General features: G+C 61.2%; 11 protein-coding genes. 8 read left to right on the top strand and 3 right to left on the bottom strand.

Translation table 11 applies throughout. The features are described from left to right. Positions 1-60 precede the first annotated feature (60 nt). Together dnaQ and OKC27_RS00845 are read left to right on the top strand one after the other, a co-directional pair. Positions 61-795: a DNA polymerase III subunit epsilon gene (dnaQ, locus tag OKC27_RS00850; RefSeq protein WP_042656957.1), complete on the top strand. Its 735-nt coding sequence runs from the start codon at positions 61-63 to the stop codon at positions 793-795. Continuing rightward, entirely contained in the window at positions 792-2,057 is a 1,266-nt protein-coding gene (locus OKC27_RS00845) for a TIGR03503 family protein (RefSeq protein ID WP_270805856.1), read from the top strand. The genes dnaQ and OKC27_RS00845 overlap by 4 nt, the downstream gene beginning before the upstream one ends. 93 nt (positions 2,058-2,150) lie before the next feature. Here the strand turns inward: OKC27_RS00845 and OKC27_RS00840 are convergent, their stop codons facing one another. After that, positions 2,151-3,668, bottom strand: a complete 1,518-nt coding sequence (locus OKC27_RS00840) for an HD domain-containing phosphohydrolase (RefSeq protein ID WP_270805826.1) — start codon at positions 3,666-3,668, stop codon at positions 2,151-2,153. 322 nt (positions 3,669-3,990) lie between these two features. On the opposite strand from OKC27_RS00840, the gene OKC27_RS00835 reads away from it, so the two are divergent. The 6 genes from OKC27_RS00835 to OKC27_RS00810 all read left to right on the top strand — a co-directional run bounded on the left by OKC27_RS00835 (position 3,991) and on the right by OKC27_RS00810 (position 11,033). Continuing rightward, complete coding sequence (locus tag OKC27_RS00835) at positions 3,991-4,794, top strand: siderophore-interacting protein (RefSeq protein WP_270805825.1); 804 nt, start codon at positions 3,991-3,993, stop codon at positions 4,792-4,794. Positions 4,795-5,074: 280 nt separating this feature from the next. Further along, positions 5,075-7,042, top strand: coding sequence for a TonB-dependent receptor domain-containing protein (locus OKC27_RS00830; protein ID WP_333563334.1), 1,968 nt, complete (start codon positions 5,075-5,077; stop codon positions 7,040-7,042). Positions 7,043-7,166: 124 nt separating this feature from the next. Beyond that, a complete protein-coding gene (locus OKC27_RS00825; RefSeq protein WP_270805823.1) occupies positions 7,167-8,183 on the top strand; it encodes a FecCD family ABC transporter permease in 1,017 nt (338 codons plus the stop codon). Positions 8,184-8,190: 7 nt separating this feature from the next. Beyond that, the gene (locus OKC27_RS00820) at positions 8,191-9,228 is read left to right on the top strand and encodes a FecCD family ABC transporter permease (protein WP_270805822.1); all 1,038 of its coding nucleotides are present in this window, start codon (positions 8,191-8,193) and stop codon (positions 9,226-9,228) included. Beyond that, positions 9,228-10,031 carry an ABC transporter ATP-binding protein gene (locus OKC27_RS00815; RefSeq protein WP_270805821.1) on the top strand — a complete coding sequence of 268 codons (804 nt, stop codon included), beginning with the start codon at positions 9,228-9,230 and terminating at the stop codon, positions 10,029-10,031. The genes OKC27_RS00820 and OKC27_RS00815 overlap by 1 nt, the downstream gene beginning before the upstream one ends. An 84-nt stretch (positions 10,032-10,115) precedes the next feature. Then, positions 10,116-11,033, top strand: a complete 918-nt coding sequence (locus OKC27_RS00810; protein WP_270805855.1) for an ABC transporter substrate-binding protein — start codon at positions 10,116-10,118, stop codon at positions 11,031-11,033. A gap of 104 nt (positions 11,034-11,137) precedes the next feature. On the opposite strand, the gene OKC27_RS00805 is transcribed toward OKC27_RS00810, so the two are convergent. Together OKC27_RS00805 and OKC27_RS00800 are read right to left on the bottom strand one after the other, a co-directional pair. Beyond that, complete coding sequence (locus OKC27_RS00805) at positions 11,138-11,500, bottom strand: copper-binding protein (RefSeq protein ID WP_058054108.1); 363 nt, start codon at positions 11,498-11,500, stop codon at positions 11,138-11,140. Between the two features lie 60 nt (positions 11,501-11,560). Continuing rightward, positions 11,561-14,701 (bottom strand): efflux RND transporter permease subunit, encoded by a 3,141-nt coding sequence (locus OKC27_RS00800; RefSeq protein ID WP_270805820.1) that lies wholly within the window; start codon positions 14,699-14,701, stop codon positions 11,561-11,563. Positions 14,702-14,712: the final 11 nt, after the last annotated feature.

The following is a 14,712-nucleotide window of genomic DNA, read 5'->3' as shown; positions in this document are numbered from 1 at the left end:
GCATGAGGCTTGGGGTAAACTAGCGAGTAAGTAAAGCCGAAGTTTGACATAGATTGGATCATGAACACACCCCAACTGAATCGCCAGATCATTCTGGATACTGAAACCACAGGTATGAATACGGCAGGCGGCCCTGTCTATCTGGGTCACCGCATTATCGAAATCGGCTGTGTGGAGGTGATCAACCGCAAGCTGACCGGTAACCACTATCACGTCTATATCAAGCCTGATCGTCTGGTCGACCCGGAAGCGATCCAGGTGCACGGTATCACCGACGAGTTCCTGCGCGACAAGCCATCGTTCAGCCAGATCGCCGACGAGTTCATCGAATTCATCCGCGGTGCCGAACTGATCGCCCACAACGCGCCGTTTGACGTGAGCTTCATGGACTACGAGTTCAGCAAGCTCGGTCTCGGCTTCAAGACCGCCGATATCTGCTCCATCACCGATACCTTGGCGATGGCGCGGGATCTCTTCCCGGGCAAGCGCAACAACCTGGATGTGCTCTGCGATCGTTACGGCATAGACAACTCCCACCGTACCCTGCACGGGGCCTTGCTCGATGCGGAGATCCTGGCAGATGTCTACCTGCTGATGACCGGTGGCCAGACCAAACTCAATCTGGCCAGTGAAAGCAACGAAAACGAAAGCAATCAGGACACCAGCATTCGCCGGCTGGAGAGCAATCGGCCCGCCCTCAAGGTAGTGCGCGCCAGCGCAGAGGTAGAGGCCCTGCACGAGGCGAGGCTGGATCTGGTGCAGAAGAAGGGAGGAAGTTGTCTGTGGCGGCAATGAGCAAGTGGTGTGCCGGTCTGCTGTTGTTGCTCTCGCTGGGCGCGTCGGCGACCGAGGTGTTTGCTCCCTCCGATATCCCGCTGCTGGATAACCGCTTTCGCATCGATTACGGGGTGAAGGAGATCACCTTCATCGTCAAGCGCAAGCCGGGCACCCCGTCGGTGATCCTGGTTCGTCCCGATGGCAGCAAGCTCTACGTGGGCAAGGTCAAACCCGCCGAGGTGGGTTGGCTGGCACTGCCGGAGCACGATCTCATTACCCTGCGCAATCCCATGCCGGGCCCCTGGCAGGCGATTGGCGAAGTGGACCCCGACAACCGGGTGCGCATCCTCTCCGATATCCGGCTCGATATCGCCGCCCTGCCGATGCAGCTCTATCAGGGGGAGGTGGTCAAGCTCAAGGCGTGGTTGCTGATCAATGGCCAGCCGCCGAAAGATAAATACTATCTCTCTGACCTTGGCATGACCGTCAAGCTGCAATCCTTTAGCGATGCCAGCCAGCAAAAGGTCGTGCTGGATCAGGTGCTCGGCCACTATCACGATGACGGCAAGGGTCTCGACGAAGTGCCGGGTGACGGTATCATGACCGCGGAAGTGACACTGCAAGATATACCCGGTGGCAAGTACCGCGCCATGTTCAGTACCGGTAATCAGGTGTTTGTCCGCGCCCGTTATCAGGATGTACTGCTCTACCCCTATCCGTTCAGTTATAACCTGGCGCCGCCTTCGGAAGAGCTGGGTGCCAAGTTGTCGCTGCTGATCGACCGTGATGAGCTGGATCCCGCCTCCGTGGTGATCAAGGGGAGTGTGACCAGCAATGTGGGCGGCCTCTACGAGTTCAGCGAGACCGCCAGTGAGCCCAAGCTTGATATTGATCTCTCCATCATCAAGGAGGTCGGTCAGCATGTGGTGAAAGCAACCCTCTATGGCACCACTCGCCTCGGCCGCGAGCTGAAAATCGAGTTGCCGGTCAAAACCTTCAATATCTTCCCGCCGCCTCCCCCTCCCGTAGAGGTGGTATCGGCTGCCGCACCGGCATCCAGTGCCGAGTCAACCCATGAGGCTCCGGCAGAGGAGGAGATGGGCTGGCTGATCTGGGTATTGGCGGGTGGTGGTGTGCTGCTGGTGATGCTGGGTGGTGTCGGCTTTGTGGTGATGCAAAAACGGCGAGCCTTCAAACGCGCATTGGCGGCGGCACAGGCCGAAAGTCAGCAGTCCGGGCAGCCGGCAGCCAAGCTGGATCTCAACCTGCCGGAGCAGTAACCGTCGCTCTGCAGTGGCGTGATGCCAGATATAAAAAACCGCCCTGATAAGCAGGGCGGTTTTTTTGAGTTCATAAACGGAACAAACCGGATATCAGTGTTCGCCGATATAGACATCCTTGTTCTGCTCGCGGATCTCGAGGAACTTGTCCAGATTGGCCAGCATCAGCTCGACCAGCTGGGGGTCGAAGTGCTGACCCTTCTCCTCCTCAATCAGCGCCAGCACCTTGTCCAGTGGCCACGCCTTCTTGTAACAGCGATCCGAGCCGAGGGCATCGAACACGTCAGCCAGTGCCACGATCCGTCCCTCCAGCGGAATATCCATTCCCTTCAGGCCACGAGGATAGCCACTGCCATTCCACTTCTCATGGTGATTGCCGGCGATGGTGGCACCAATCTGGAACAGCGCCAGATCGCTGCCTGAGAGCATATCTTGCCCCAGCTGGGCGTGGGTTTTCATGATCTCCCACTCTTCCGGGGTCAGCTTGCCCGGCTTGTGCAGGATGGCATCGGGAATACCGACCTTACCAATGTCGTGCAGTGGTGAGGCTCTTTTGATCAGCTCGCTCTGCTCTTCACTCATCCCCAGCAGCAGGCAGAACTGCTCGGTATAGAGCGCGACCCGCTTGACGTGCAGCCCCGACTCTTTCGAGCGGGTTTCGACCAGCTCGCCGATGCGGTAGATGATCTCCCGCTGATTGTCGGCAATCACCTCGTTCAGCCGGATATTTTCCAGCGCCACTATGATGTTTTCGGTAAACAGGGTCAGCAGACTGGTATCGATCTGACTGAGTTGACGAGTGGTCTCGATATGGAACAGCAGGTGGTGGCGCTGGTTCTGGCAGTAGAGCACCATCTGATTGGTGCCGTATACATTGCTGCGTTTGCCCATGGCCTGGCGCAGGATCTCCGGCGCCTCGGTGAGACGAATGGCCGGGTAACCGGGTAGCAATGGCTCCAGCAGTTGATCCTTTACCTCGTAGGCATATTGCCTGACGTCGTATATCTGGGTCTCGCCCAGGTGGAGCAGGGCACTGAGCTGCTCCTGGGCACCTTCGACAAACTGGCGCAGGGCCCGCTTCTCAAAGATCCCCTTGGAGGCTTCGATGACTTTTTCCAGCCCCTGACGGTTGCTCTCCAGGGTGCGGATATCCCGATAGGAGCGCAGGCTGGCCCGCAGCAGGGTGCGCAGCTTCTGGGAGGTGAGCTCGGTTTTATCCTTGTAGTCGTTGATGTCGTAGTTGGTGACCACGTCATCTTCCGGCGCCTGGCCGGGTTGGCCGGTACGCAGCACGATGCGCACCATCTTGTTTTGCAGCTCTTCACGGACATATTTGACGACATCGAGGCCCGCGTGGTCGACCTCCATCACCACGTCCAGCAGCAGCAGCGCGACATCAGGGGTGATGGCCAGCAGCTTCTTTGCCTCTGCAGCGGAATAGGCATGCAGAAAGTCAATGGGGCGATTGTCAAACTCGAATTTGTTCAAGGTGATTTTGGTGATGCGATGCACTTCGGGCTCATCGTCAACAATCATCACCTTCCAGCCCGCTTGTTGCGTGTCGGGAAGGGCGAGATCATCATCATCAATAATCAGGATTTGGTCATCCATCATACAATCCTGTTTGGCATCCTGTGCTTACATTAACTGCTTCACTAAGGATAGGAAACTTATTGAGAAATAAAATTTGATCTCGAAAAACAATGGTCGAATAAGCAAATGGAACCTCCACTTCCGGTGACCGTTGGTGAGGGCTTTCTTCGCACAATCATGAGGCTGGATTGCACCCACGTCACTCGAGCTCTCGATTGCCGCACCACATCGCATGGCTCTTGCACATCCCTCCCGCCGGGGCCGACGAGAAGGAATCCTATTTGATAGTGATTCCTATTTGCGTGTAGCATGGGTGACACACTCAACGAGGAGCCCCATCGTGTCCCCATCTCTGCCTCCCAATCGCCCCCGTCTGCTGACCGTCAAGGCCGTTACCCGGATCACCCCCCATTTGCGTCGCATCACTTTTGCTGGCAGCGAACTGGCTGACTATCCCTTTACCTGCGGTGGGGCCCATATCAAGGTGATGCTGGCCCAGCCCCATCAGGTTGAGCCGGTGCTGCCTGCCATGACCCCGAGCGGCCCGCGCTGGAGCAATCCTGCAGACAAGCCGGTGATCCGCACCTACACCATCCGCGCGTTTCGCCGTGATGAGCAGGAAATTGACATCGACTTCGTGCTGCACGGTGACGGCGGGCCCGCCAGTGCCTTTGCCACCCATGCCAAGCCGGGAGATAAGGTGATCCTCTCCGGGCCGGGTGGCCCCAACCCCATGCTGCAACCGGCCGATCACTACTGTCTGGTGGGGGATCTCACCGCCTTGCCTGCCATCATGGCGATGTGTGAAGTGATGCCTGCCGAGGCCAGAGGGGAAATTGCGATTCTGGTGTCGGATCAGGCGGATGCTCAGCCGTTGACGCTGCCGGTCGGGGTGCGCTGTCACTGGTTTGTCGGCGAGCCCGAGCCCAGCGGCCTGCTGGAGCATGTGATTGCTCTGCCGTTGGTGAGCGATGGCGGCTTCTTCTGGCTGGGTGGGGAAGAGGCGCTGGTGTTGCCGCTGCGCCGCCATTTTCGGTCTGTGCTCGAGGTGGATCGCCAGTCGCTCTACGCCGTGCCGTACTGGCGGCGGGGCAAGAGTGAAGAGGCCTATCACCAGGCCCGTCACGATGTGATGGATAATTAAGCGGATGCGAAAGAATACCTGATTCTCGCTTGCAAATAAAAATGATTTGCATTTAGTATTGCGCCGTCCCGATGTCAGTCGGCACGGCGTTTTTGTTATTGATGGCTGCGAGTGGCATAGCACAACGCAGGCCCTGCCGTAATGCACTGATGTTCGGGAGTGATAGGACATGGACGACAAGTTCATGCCAATTAACTCCATCACTTTGCACCGGGTCTGGCGAGGTCAGACAGGGATGTCGGTGGTGTTGGCCTTGGTTGTTTTATGTGGAGTGTTGATGATGCGTACATCATCCCGACGATTTGCAGTGCATCCTCTGGTGTTGTCCCTTTTTGCCCTGCCAGCTCTGGCCCAGGGGACTGCGCCTGCCGCCGCTCATGAAACCATGGTGGTGACGGCGACCAAAACCCGGCATAGCGAGCTGACCGCCCCGGCCAGCGTCTCTGTGGTGACCCGGGCCGAGCTCGACAAGCTCAATATCAATGATCTGACCGGCGCCCTGAAACAGTTGCCGGGGGTCAATATCAGCCCTGCTACCAGCTACGGCCGCAGCGAGATCAAGTTGCGCGGGCTGGAGGGGGATTACACCCTGTTGCTGGTCAATGGCCGGCGTATCAGCTCCCGCGACGCCCTTACCTCCGGTTATGGCAATGATTTCGATCTCTCCGCCATCCCCATGGCGGCCATCGAGCGTATCGAAGTGATCCGCGGCCCCATCTCCTCCCTCTACGGTGCAGATGCGCTGGGTGGGGTGGTCAACGTCATCTTGCGCCAACCTGGGGAGAAGACCGAGGCTGCGGCCACCTATACCTTCAGCGACCCCACCGACGGTCATGGCGGGGATATCAACAAGGCGAGTGCCTATGTGGGCGGGGCGCTGATCGACAACAAACTGCTGGCCAACCTGGTGGTGGAAGGGAACCACCGGGACGCCTGGCAGAGCGAGCAGAGCATCAATCCCAAGGCCGATGCCATCGAGCAGCGTGAAAAGCTGGGGATCCTCTCCAACGTCAAATGGCTGATCGATGATCGTCAGGATCTGGATGTGGGGATGAACTACGCCAAAGATGATCGCGAGGCCCACTGGAACAACTACGGCCAGACGCCGCGCAATATCCAGCAGATGGAACGGTTGGGACTCAATGCCACCCACGTCGGCCGTTGGGATCAGTTCGACAGTCGGGTCGGCTATGCCTTCGAGCAGGTTGATCTCTTTGATGACTCCGAACTGATGACGGCGCTGAGCAAGACCAGCGGCGATGTGAGCCAGACCAACCACACCTTCGATGGCCAGCTGAGCGGCAATCTGGGCAGCCACCTGCTGACCAGCGGTGCCGAGTACCGCATCACCGAACTCAAGCACAACGTCAACCTCAAGGGGGGCGATGTCAGCGTCAACCAGAGCGCGCTCTATCTGCAGGATGAGTTTGGCTTTGGCGATCTGGCGTTGACCCTGAGTGGCCGGGTCGATCACCACGAGACCTATGGCACCGAGTTCAGCCCCCGTGGTTATGCCCTCTACAGCCTGACGGACAACTGGGTGGTCAAGGGCGGCATTGGCAAGGCATTCAAGGCGCCGACCATTGCCCAGTCCAACCCGGACTATGCGGTAGCCGCCTGTCGCGGTCGCTGCGCCGTGGTGGGCAACCCGGATCTGAAGCCGGAAACCGCCGTCAGCTACGAGCTGGGCACCGCCTACGATGGTTCGTTCTGGGGCGCCGGGGTTACTGCCTTCCACAACGATATCAAGGACAAGATCCAGAGCGAGGCATGGACTGCCACCTGGCGTCCAGCGGTAATGACCTATCAGAACGTCAGCAAGGCCCGTATCAAGGGGGTGGAGCTGAGCGGCTGGTTTGATCTCACCGATAACCTGACCCTCTCCAGCAACGTCACCCTGATCGACGGGGAGGACAAGACCAGCGGCAAGGATCTCTATCGGACGCCGGAGCATACTGCCAACGCCAAACTGGAGTGGCAGGTCATCGAGAGCCTGAGTACCCAGCTCGGCTGGAACTACACCGGCAGCCAGATCCTCCCAGTTCCGCGCATGAGCGGCACCACCTATGAGACGACAGCAGGATTCCACACCCTGGATGTCGGGGCAGTCTGGAACGCTACCCGGGCACTGGATCTGAAGTTCGGACTCAACAACCTGACCAATACCAAGCGTGACTGGGTTGCCACCGAGGCCGATCAGATCCTCGACGGGCGCACTGTCTATGCCGGTGTGGCCTACAAGCTGTAATGGCTGACGGGAGCCCGCACTGGCGGGCTTCCATTGTTGCCACCGCATCACCTCGGGTGATGGCTTTTATTTCAACCACATGTATGTCAACAACATGCGCATTGCCACCATAAGGAGTTAAAGGGTGTTTAGAGACCAGACCTCGCTGTTCTGGCTGGGATTGTTCCTCCTGTTCATACTGCTTTCTCTCTCGCTCGCCACCGGTGCGGGCGTCTATGGTGCCCGCGAGGTACTCGGCTACCTGATGGGGGATGCCCGCTGGGCTGGCGACGAGAAGCTCGCCATGGTGCTCAATACCTTGCGACTGCCGCGCACCCTCTGCGCCATGGTAGTCGGCGCCTCTTTATCTCTGGCTGCCTCCTTGTTGCAGAGCGCGACCCGCAACCCGCTGGCGGAGCCCGGCCTGCTCGGGGTCAACGCCGGGGCCGTTTTTGCATTAGTCGTGGGGCTCACCTGGTTCGGGGTGGAGTCTGCCTACGGCTATCTGCTCTGGGCTGGGCTCGGCGCGCTGCTCGGCAACGTGATTGTGCTGGGGCTCGGCATGATGATTGGCCGCTCCAACCCGCTCAAGCTCATTCTGGTCGGGGTGGCGCTCTCCGCCACCTTCGGCGGTCTCTCCAGCTTTCTGCTGCTCTCCAACAAGATGGTGCTGGAGCAGTACCGCTTCTGGAACCTCGGCTCCCTGTCGGCGGCCAATCTTGATGCCATCATTGCCGTGCTGCCCTTCGTGCTGGCGGCGTTTGTCATCACCCTGCTGCTCTGTCGCCAGCTGACCCTGATGCAGATGGGGGACAGCCAGGCCCAGGCGCTCGGGATCCGCCCCAATCGGGTGCGAATTGGCGTGCTGCTGGCCGTTACCCTGTTTACCGCCAGTGCCATCGCCATCGCCGGCCCCATCGGTTTTGTCGGCTTTCTGGCCGCCTACTGTGGCCGACTGGTGGAGCCGGTGAAGCTGTCGGTGCAGGTCTGTTTCTCCGCCCTGTTCGGCATGCTGTTTCTATTGTTGGCGGACATTCTGGCGCGCTGGCTGATCCAGCCGTTCGAGTTGCCCAACGGCGTCATTCTGGCCCTGATCGGCGCACCAGTGCTGATCGCCATCGTTCATCGCGGGGGCTTTCGTACCCTGCTGACCGTCAAGTGAGGGGCTGATGCGTACACCTACCGATATGATCTGTCTGCGGGCCGGCAACCGCTCTTTGCTGATCCATCTGCCAAGTTGGCGCTGGCTGGCACTGCTGGCCGTGGCGCTGCTGGCGCTGGCTCTGCTGGCCCTGAGCGTTGGCAGCGGCAAGCTCGGCTTTGCCGGGGTGGTCAACACCCTGCTGGGGGAGGGGACGCGGCTTGAGCAGCTTACCCTGTTCAAGATCCGGCTGCCGCGCATCCTTGGGGTCGTGGTGGCGGGGGCCGCCATGGGGCTCTCCGGCTGTCTGGTGCAGACCCTGATCCGCAACCGGCTGGCCACCCCCGACATGGTGGGGGTCAACAACGGTGCCTCCCTTGCCATCATCGTCTTCTCTCTCTACCTGACCGTGGGGAGCTGGCCCTGGTGGGCGGCCCCTATCGGCGCCATCTTCGCGGCGCTGGTGCTCTATGCCCTCTGCCGCAAACCGGGTGAGCAGGGCTATCTGTTCGTGGTGATCGGTATCGGCCTCTCCGAACTGTTCGAGGCGCTCGGCCAGTTCGTGATGTCCACCCAGGCCCTGCTGCACCTGAGCTCTCTCTATTTGTGGAACATGGGCAGCTTTATCGCCGTGGGGTACAGCACCATCACCCCCATCGTCATCCTGTTGCTGCTGCTCTGCCCCTGGATCGTCTATCTCTCCCGCTCGCTGGCGGTGCTGCGCTTTGGCCCCGAGATGGCCAGAGGGCTTGGCGTCAACGGCGATCGGGTGCAACTGGGCATTCTGGCGCAGGCCATTCTGGTGGCGGCGCTCGGCACCGCCATCGGCGGCCCCGTGGTCTTTATCGCCATGGCGGCCCCCATTCTTGCCTCCTGGCTGGTGAAAGACCGGGTGGTGCCGCTCTGGCTGGCGGCACTCAGCGGCGCCCTGCTGCTGCTCGCCAGCGATACCCTGGTCCGGGTGCTGGCCAGCCCCCATGAGGTGGCCACCGGCATCATGACCCGCATTCTTGGCGGCCTGTTGCTGCTGTTTCTTCTTGTTAACGATCGCCAGAGGGCTGACTGATGACGCTCACCGTAAATCGCCTCCACTTCGCCTATCAGCAGACCCCCATCCTGCGGGATATCTCCTTCAGCGTGCCGAGGGGCAAGTTGGTGGGGATCGTCGGCCCCAACGGCTGCGGCAAATCGACCCTGCTCAAGCTGCTCTCCGGCCAGATGAAAGCCCAACGCGGCGAGATCCTGCTCAAGGGCAAGCCGCTCGCCAGCTACCCCATGAAGGGGTTGGCGCGGGAGCTTGCCTACCTGCCCCAGCGGCCGACCCTGCCTGCCGGCATTCTGGTGGAGCAGCTGGTGCAGTATGGTCGCCACCCTCATCAGGGCTGGTTCAATCAGTGGGGCGAGGAGGATGCCCGCATGGTGCGCAGCGCCTGCGAGCGGATGCAGCTTGGAAGCATCTGGCAGCAGAGCGCTGCGTCGCTCTCCGGTGGGCAGGCACAGCGGGTGTGGCTGGCGATGATCCTGGCGCAGGACAGCGACATGGTGCTGCTCGACGAGCCCACCAGTGCCCTCGATATCGGCCACCAGACCGAGGTGATGGAGGCTATTCACCGCATCACCGCCGAGGGCAAAACCGTGCTGCTGGTGATCCACGATCTGGCGATGGCGGCCCGCTACTGCGATGAGCTGATCGCCATCGGCGAGGGGACCATTGCCGCCATGGGCCCGGCCCGGGAGGTGGTGACCAAGGATCTAATCGACCAGCTCTACCAGACCAGTGTCGACATTTTGCATGCCCCCGGCGACGGGGCGCCCATTATCGTGCCCCGTCGCCACGAACATGGCCGCGCCCTGCGTTCGGTGAGTTGAGTCATATGGGCCTGCTCTGGTGGGCCCACCGAGTGTATCCACGCGGCCGATTATCCGGGCCGAGCAACGAGAAGGAGTGAGATGATGAAGCGTTTTGCCGCCCTGGCAGCAGCCATCCTGATGCTGGCCGCGCCGCTGGTTCAGGCGCAGGAGATGCGTGAAGTGACCGATGCGTTTGGCCAGCAGGTGCAGGTGCCAGTCCAGCCCAAACGGGTGGTGGTGCTGAGCGAGCTCGAACTCGACAGCACCCTGACCCTGGGGCTGACCCCCATCGGCGCCGTCAATGGCCGTGGTCAACCTACCTTGCCCCGCTATTTGCTGAACAAGGCGGGCATGGGTATCCAGGTGATCGGCGATCTCGATAGCCCCAATCTGGAGTCGCTGATTGCGCTGGAGCCCGACCTTATCCTGACCGGCCAGACCCGTCCCGAGCTGCTGACCTTGCTGGGGGAGATCGCGCCGACCGTGGTGACCAGCAAGTGGGGGGAGCCGTGGCAGGATAGCTTCCGCCGCACCGCTCACACCCTTAACCGCGACCAGCAAGCTGATACTTTCTTGCTGCAGTATGACGAGCGGTTGACTCAGGCCCACAGCAAGCTGGCCAAGCATCAGGGGGAGAGCATCAGTATAGTGCGCTGGAACCCCAAGGGGCCGAGCTTTATGTATCAGGGCACCTTTGCCAGCAGCGTAGTGGAGTCGATTGGGCTGGTGCGTCCGGACAAGCAACAGGGGACTGGCGCCCCCCACTCACCGGCGCTGAGTCTGGAGTCCCTCAACCTGCTGGATGCCGACTGGCTGGTGGTCGGTACCCTGAGCGCCACCGGTGATGCGGTGGATGCCATGCGTCAGGCGGAGCAGACCCCGGCGTTCCAGCAGTTGCCGGTGATCAAGGCCAAGCGCTTTGGTGCCGTGGACGGGTCGCTCTGGACCTCCAGCGGCGGCCCGCAGGCGGCCCTCAAAGTGATTGAGGATGTGGAGCAGTTGCTGGCAACCCGCAGCTGAGCTGCCATTGCACAGCTGGGGTTGACCAAAAAGTTAACCAAGAGAAGAGGGAGGCTGATGCCTCCCTCTTTGCTTATCCGTTCGGCCCGGAGCGAGCCGGGCATTTACTGAGGTTGGATTTGGGTGATGGTGAGCTTGCCACCCGGGTTCTCGGCGTGAAAGCGCACCGCATCCCCTACCTTCAGATCCTTGAGCAGGGCCGGATCAGCCACCCGAAACACCATGGTCATAGGGGGCATCTTGAGGTTGTCGATCGCCTCGTGTTTGATGCCGACCTTGCCGTTGGATGCATCGATACGGGTGATGACCCCCTTGGTCATCATCATGTCGCCCATCTCGCTCATGCCCTCCATTTGCCCCATCTGGCTCATGTCGTGGCCCTGATGGTTCATCATCTCGGCAGCCTGCAGGCTGGTGTGGGTAGCGAGGCCCATCAGCAGGGTCAGTGTCAGCGTCTTGTAGTTCATCCTGGTTTCCTTGTCTGGTTTATGGGGTTGCTGTTTGTCTAGTTGAAAATGTTCTGTTCATCAGTGTGATGACTCCTGCTGATCCGCGGTGGTCAGCTGTTGCAGGGAACGACTGCGCCACAGGTAGTAGGCGGCGGGCAGCACCAAGAGGGTCAGTACCAGCGCGCTCACCATGCCGCCGATCATCGGCGCGGCGATGCGCTGCATCACCTCGGAGCCGGTGCCGTGGCTCCACATGATGGGCAACAGGCCGGCAATGATGGTCACCACCGTCATCATCTTGGGGCGCAGGCGCAGGGCGGCGCCGTGGACCACAGCACGGTGCAGACCGGCTTGATCCGGTTTGCCGCTGGCGACGAGGTCATCCCAGGCGTGGTTGAGGTAGACCAGCATCAAGACGCCGGTCTCCACCGCGACGCCAGCCAGGGCGATAAAGCCCACACCGACTGCCACCGAGAGATTGAAGTCGAGCAGCCAGAGGGTCCAGATCCCCCCCACCACAGCCAGCGGCAAGGTGGTGAGAATGAGCAGTACCTCCTGAACGCGGCGAAACGCCAGATAGAGCAGCAGCACGATAATGGCGACGGTGAGTGGCACCACGTAGGCGAGGCGCGCCTTGGCCCGCTCCATGTACTCGTATTGGCCAGACCAGGTGAGGGCGTAGCCCGCCGGCAGCACCAGCTGCTTGCCCACCTCGGCTTTGGCCTCATCGACGAAGGAGCCGATATCGCGGCCGCGAATGTCGACGTAGACCCAGCCGTTGAGGCGAGCATTCTCGCTGCGCAGCATCGGTGCCTCGTCGCTGATGTAGACCTGGGCCACGTCTGCCAGGGCGATGCGCGCGCCGCTCGGGGTGACTACCGGCAGCAGCCCGAGGCTCGCCACCGAGTCGCGATAGCTCTGGGGGTAGCGCAGGTTGATGGGGTAGCGCTCGCGCCCCTCTATGGTCTGGCCCACCTCCATGCCACCCACCGCAGTGGCGAGCACCGCCTGCACGTCGGCGATGTTGAGGCCGTAGCGGGCTGCTTTGAGCCGGTCGATATCCACCTTCACATAGCGGCCACCCGCCACCCGCTCGGCGTAGACCGATGAGGCGCCCTCCACCTTGCCAACAATCTGCTCAAGCTGTTGGCCGAGCTGCTGGATCACCTTGAGATCCGGCCCCGCTATCTTGATGCCGACCGGGGTCTTGATGCCGGTGGCCAGCATGTCGATGCGGGTCTTGATGGGGGGCACCCAGGCGTTGGTGAGGCCGGGGAAGCGGATGAGGGAGTCGAGCTCCTCTTTGAGCTTCTCTGGGGTCATGCCGGGGCGCCACTGATCGCGGGGTTTGAGCTGGATGCTGGTCTCCATCATCACCAAGTCCGCAGGGTCTGTGGCGGTCTCGGCGCGCCCCGCCTTGCCGAACACGTTCTGCACCTCGGGCACGGTACGAATGAGCTTGTCAGTCTGCTGCAAAATCTCCCGCGCCTTGCCCACCGAGATATTGGCCGCGGTAGTGGGCATATACATGATGTCCCCCTCATCGAGCGGCGGAATAAACTCGGAGCCGAGGTACTTGAGCGGCCAGAAGCCCGCCACCGTCACCACGGCGGCGACAGCCAGAGTGGTTTTCGGACGGGCCAGCACGGCTTTGAGCAGCGGCACATAGCCTTGACTCAGCCAGCGGTTCAGCGGATTGGCCTGCTCCGCCAGCACTTTGCCACGGATAAAGTAACCCATGATCACCGGCACCAGCGTGATGGCGAGCCCAGCCGCGGCGGCCATGGCGTAGGTCTTGGTGTAGGCAAGCGGGTGGAACATCCGCCCCTCCTGCGCCTCCAGCGCGAACACCGGCAGGAAGCTGATGGTGATGATCAGCAGGGAGAAGAAGATGGCGGGCCCCACCTCGATACTCGCCTCCGTGATGATGCGCCAGCGGTTCTTGTCGGTGAGCGCCTCCCGCTCCATGTGTTTATGGACGTTCTCGATCATCACGATGGCACCATCCACCATGGCGCCGATGGCGATGGCGATGCCCCCCAGCGACATGATGTTGGCGTTGATCCCCTGCAGGTGCATCACGATAAAGGCCACCAGAATGGCGATGGGCAGGGTGATGACCACCACCAGCGACGAGCGCAGGTGGAACAGGAAGGCGAGGCAGACCAGCACCACCACCGCGAACTCCTCCAGCAGCTTGCCGGAGAGGTTGTCGATGGCGCGCTGGATAAGGTCGGAGCGATCGTAGACGGTGACGATCTCCACCCCCTCCGGCAGGCTGCTTTTCAGCTGGGCGAGCCGCGCCTTGACCCCGTCGATGGTGTGCTGGGCATTCTCGCCATAGCGCATGACGATAATGCCGCCCACCACTTCCCCTTCGCCATTGAGCTCGGCCAGACCGCGCCGGCTCTGGGGGCCGGTGACTACATCCGCCACGTCACCCAGCAGCAGCGGGGCGCCGCGCACATTGGTACCGAGCGGGATCTGCTTCAGATCCTCCACGCTTTTCAGATAGCCGTTGGAACGCACCATGTACTCCGCTTCTGCCATCTCGATGACGGAAGCGCCGGTCTCCTGGTTGCCCTGCTTGATAGCGGTCTCGATTAGGGAGAGCGGGATGCCGTAGGCGCGCAGCTTGTCCGGGTCGACCCGCACCTGATACTGGCGCACCATGCCGCCGACGGTGGCGACCTCGGAGACCCCCTCCACCGTCTGCAGCTCGTACTTGAGGAACCAGTTTTGCAGCGAGGTGAGCTGGCTGAGGTCATGCTTGCCGGTTCTGTCCACCAACGCGTACTGATAGACCCAGCCCACCCCGGTGGCATCGGGGCCGAGCTGGGGACGGGCGGAGGCGGGCAGGTTGGGGGCGACCTGGCTCAAATACTCCAGCACCCGGGCGCGGGCCCAGTAGAGATCCGTGTTGTCGTCAAACAGCACATAGACGAAGGAGTCGCCGAAGAAGGAGTAGCCGCGCACCGTGGTCGCCCCCGGCACCGCCAGCATGGCGGTGGTAAGCGGGTAGGTTACCTGATCCTCCACCACCTGAGGTGCCTGCCCCGGATAGGCCGTCTTGATGATCACCTGCACGTCGGAGAGATCCGGCAGGGCATCCACCGGGGTCTGTTTGACCGACCAGAGCCCCCAGGCGGTGAGCATGAGGGTCAACAGCAGTACCAGAAAGCGGTTGCCCACGGACCAGCGAATGATGGAAGGGATCATGATCTGGCTCC

The organism is Aeromonas sp. QDB62, from assembly GCF_027705695.1.
In the GTDB taxonomy this organism is placed as follows: domain Bacteria; phylum Pseudomonadota; class Gammaproteobacteria; order Enterobacterales; family Aeromonadaceae; genus Aeromonas; species Aeromonas allosaccharophila.
Note: the sequence above shows the minus strand (reverse complement) of the source record. Positions and strands in the feature narration are given on the sequence as shown.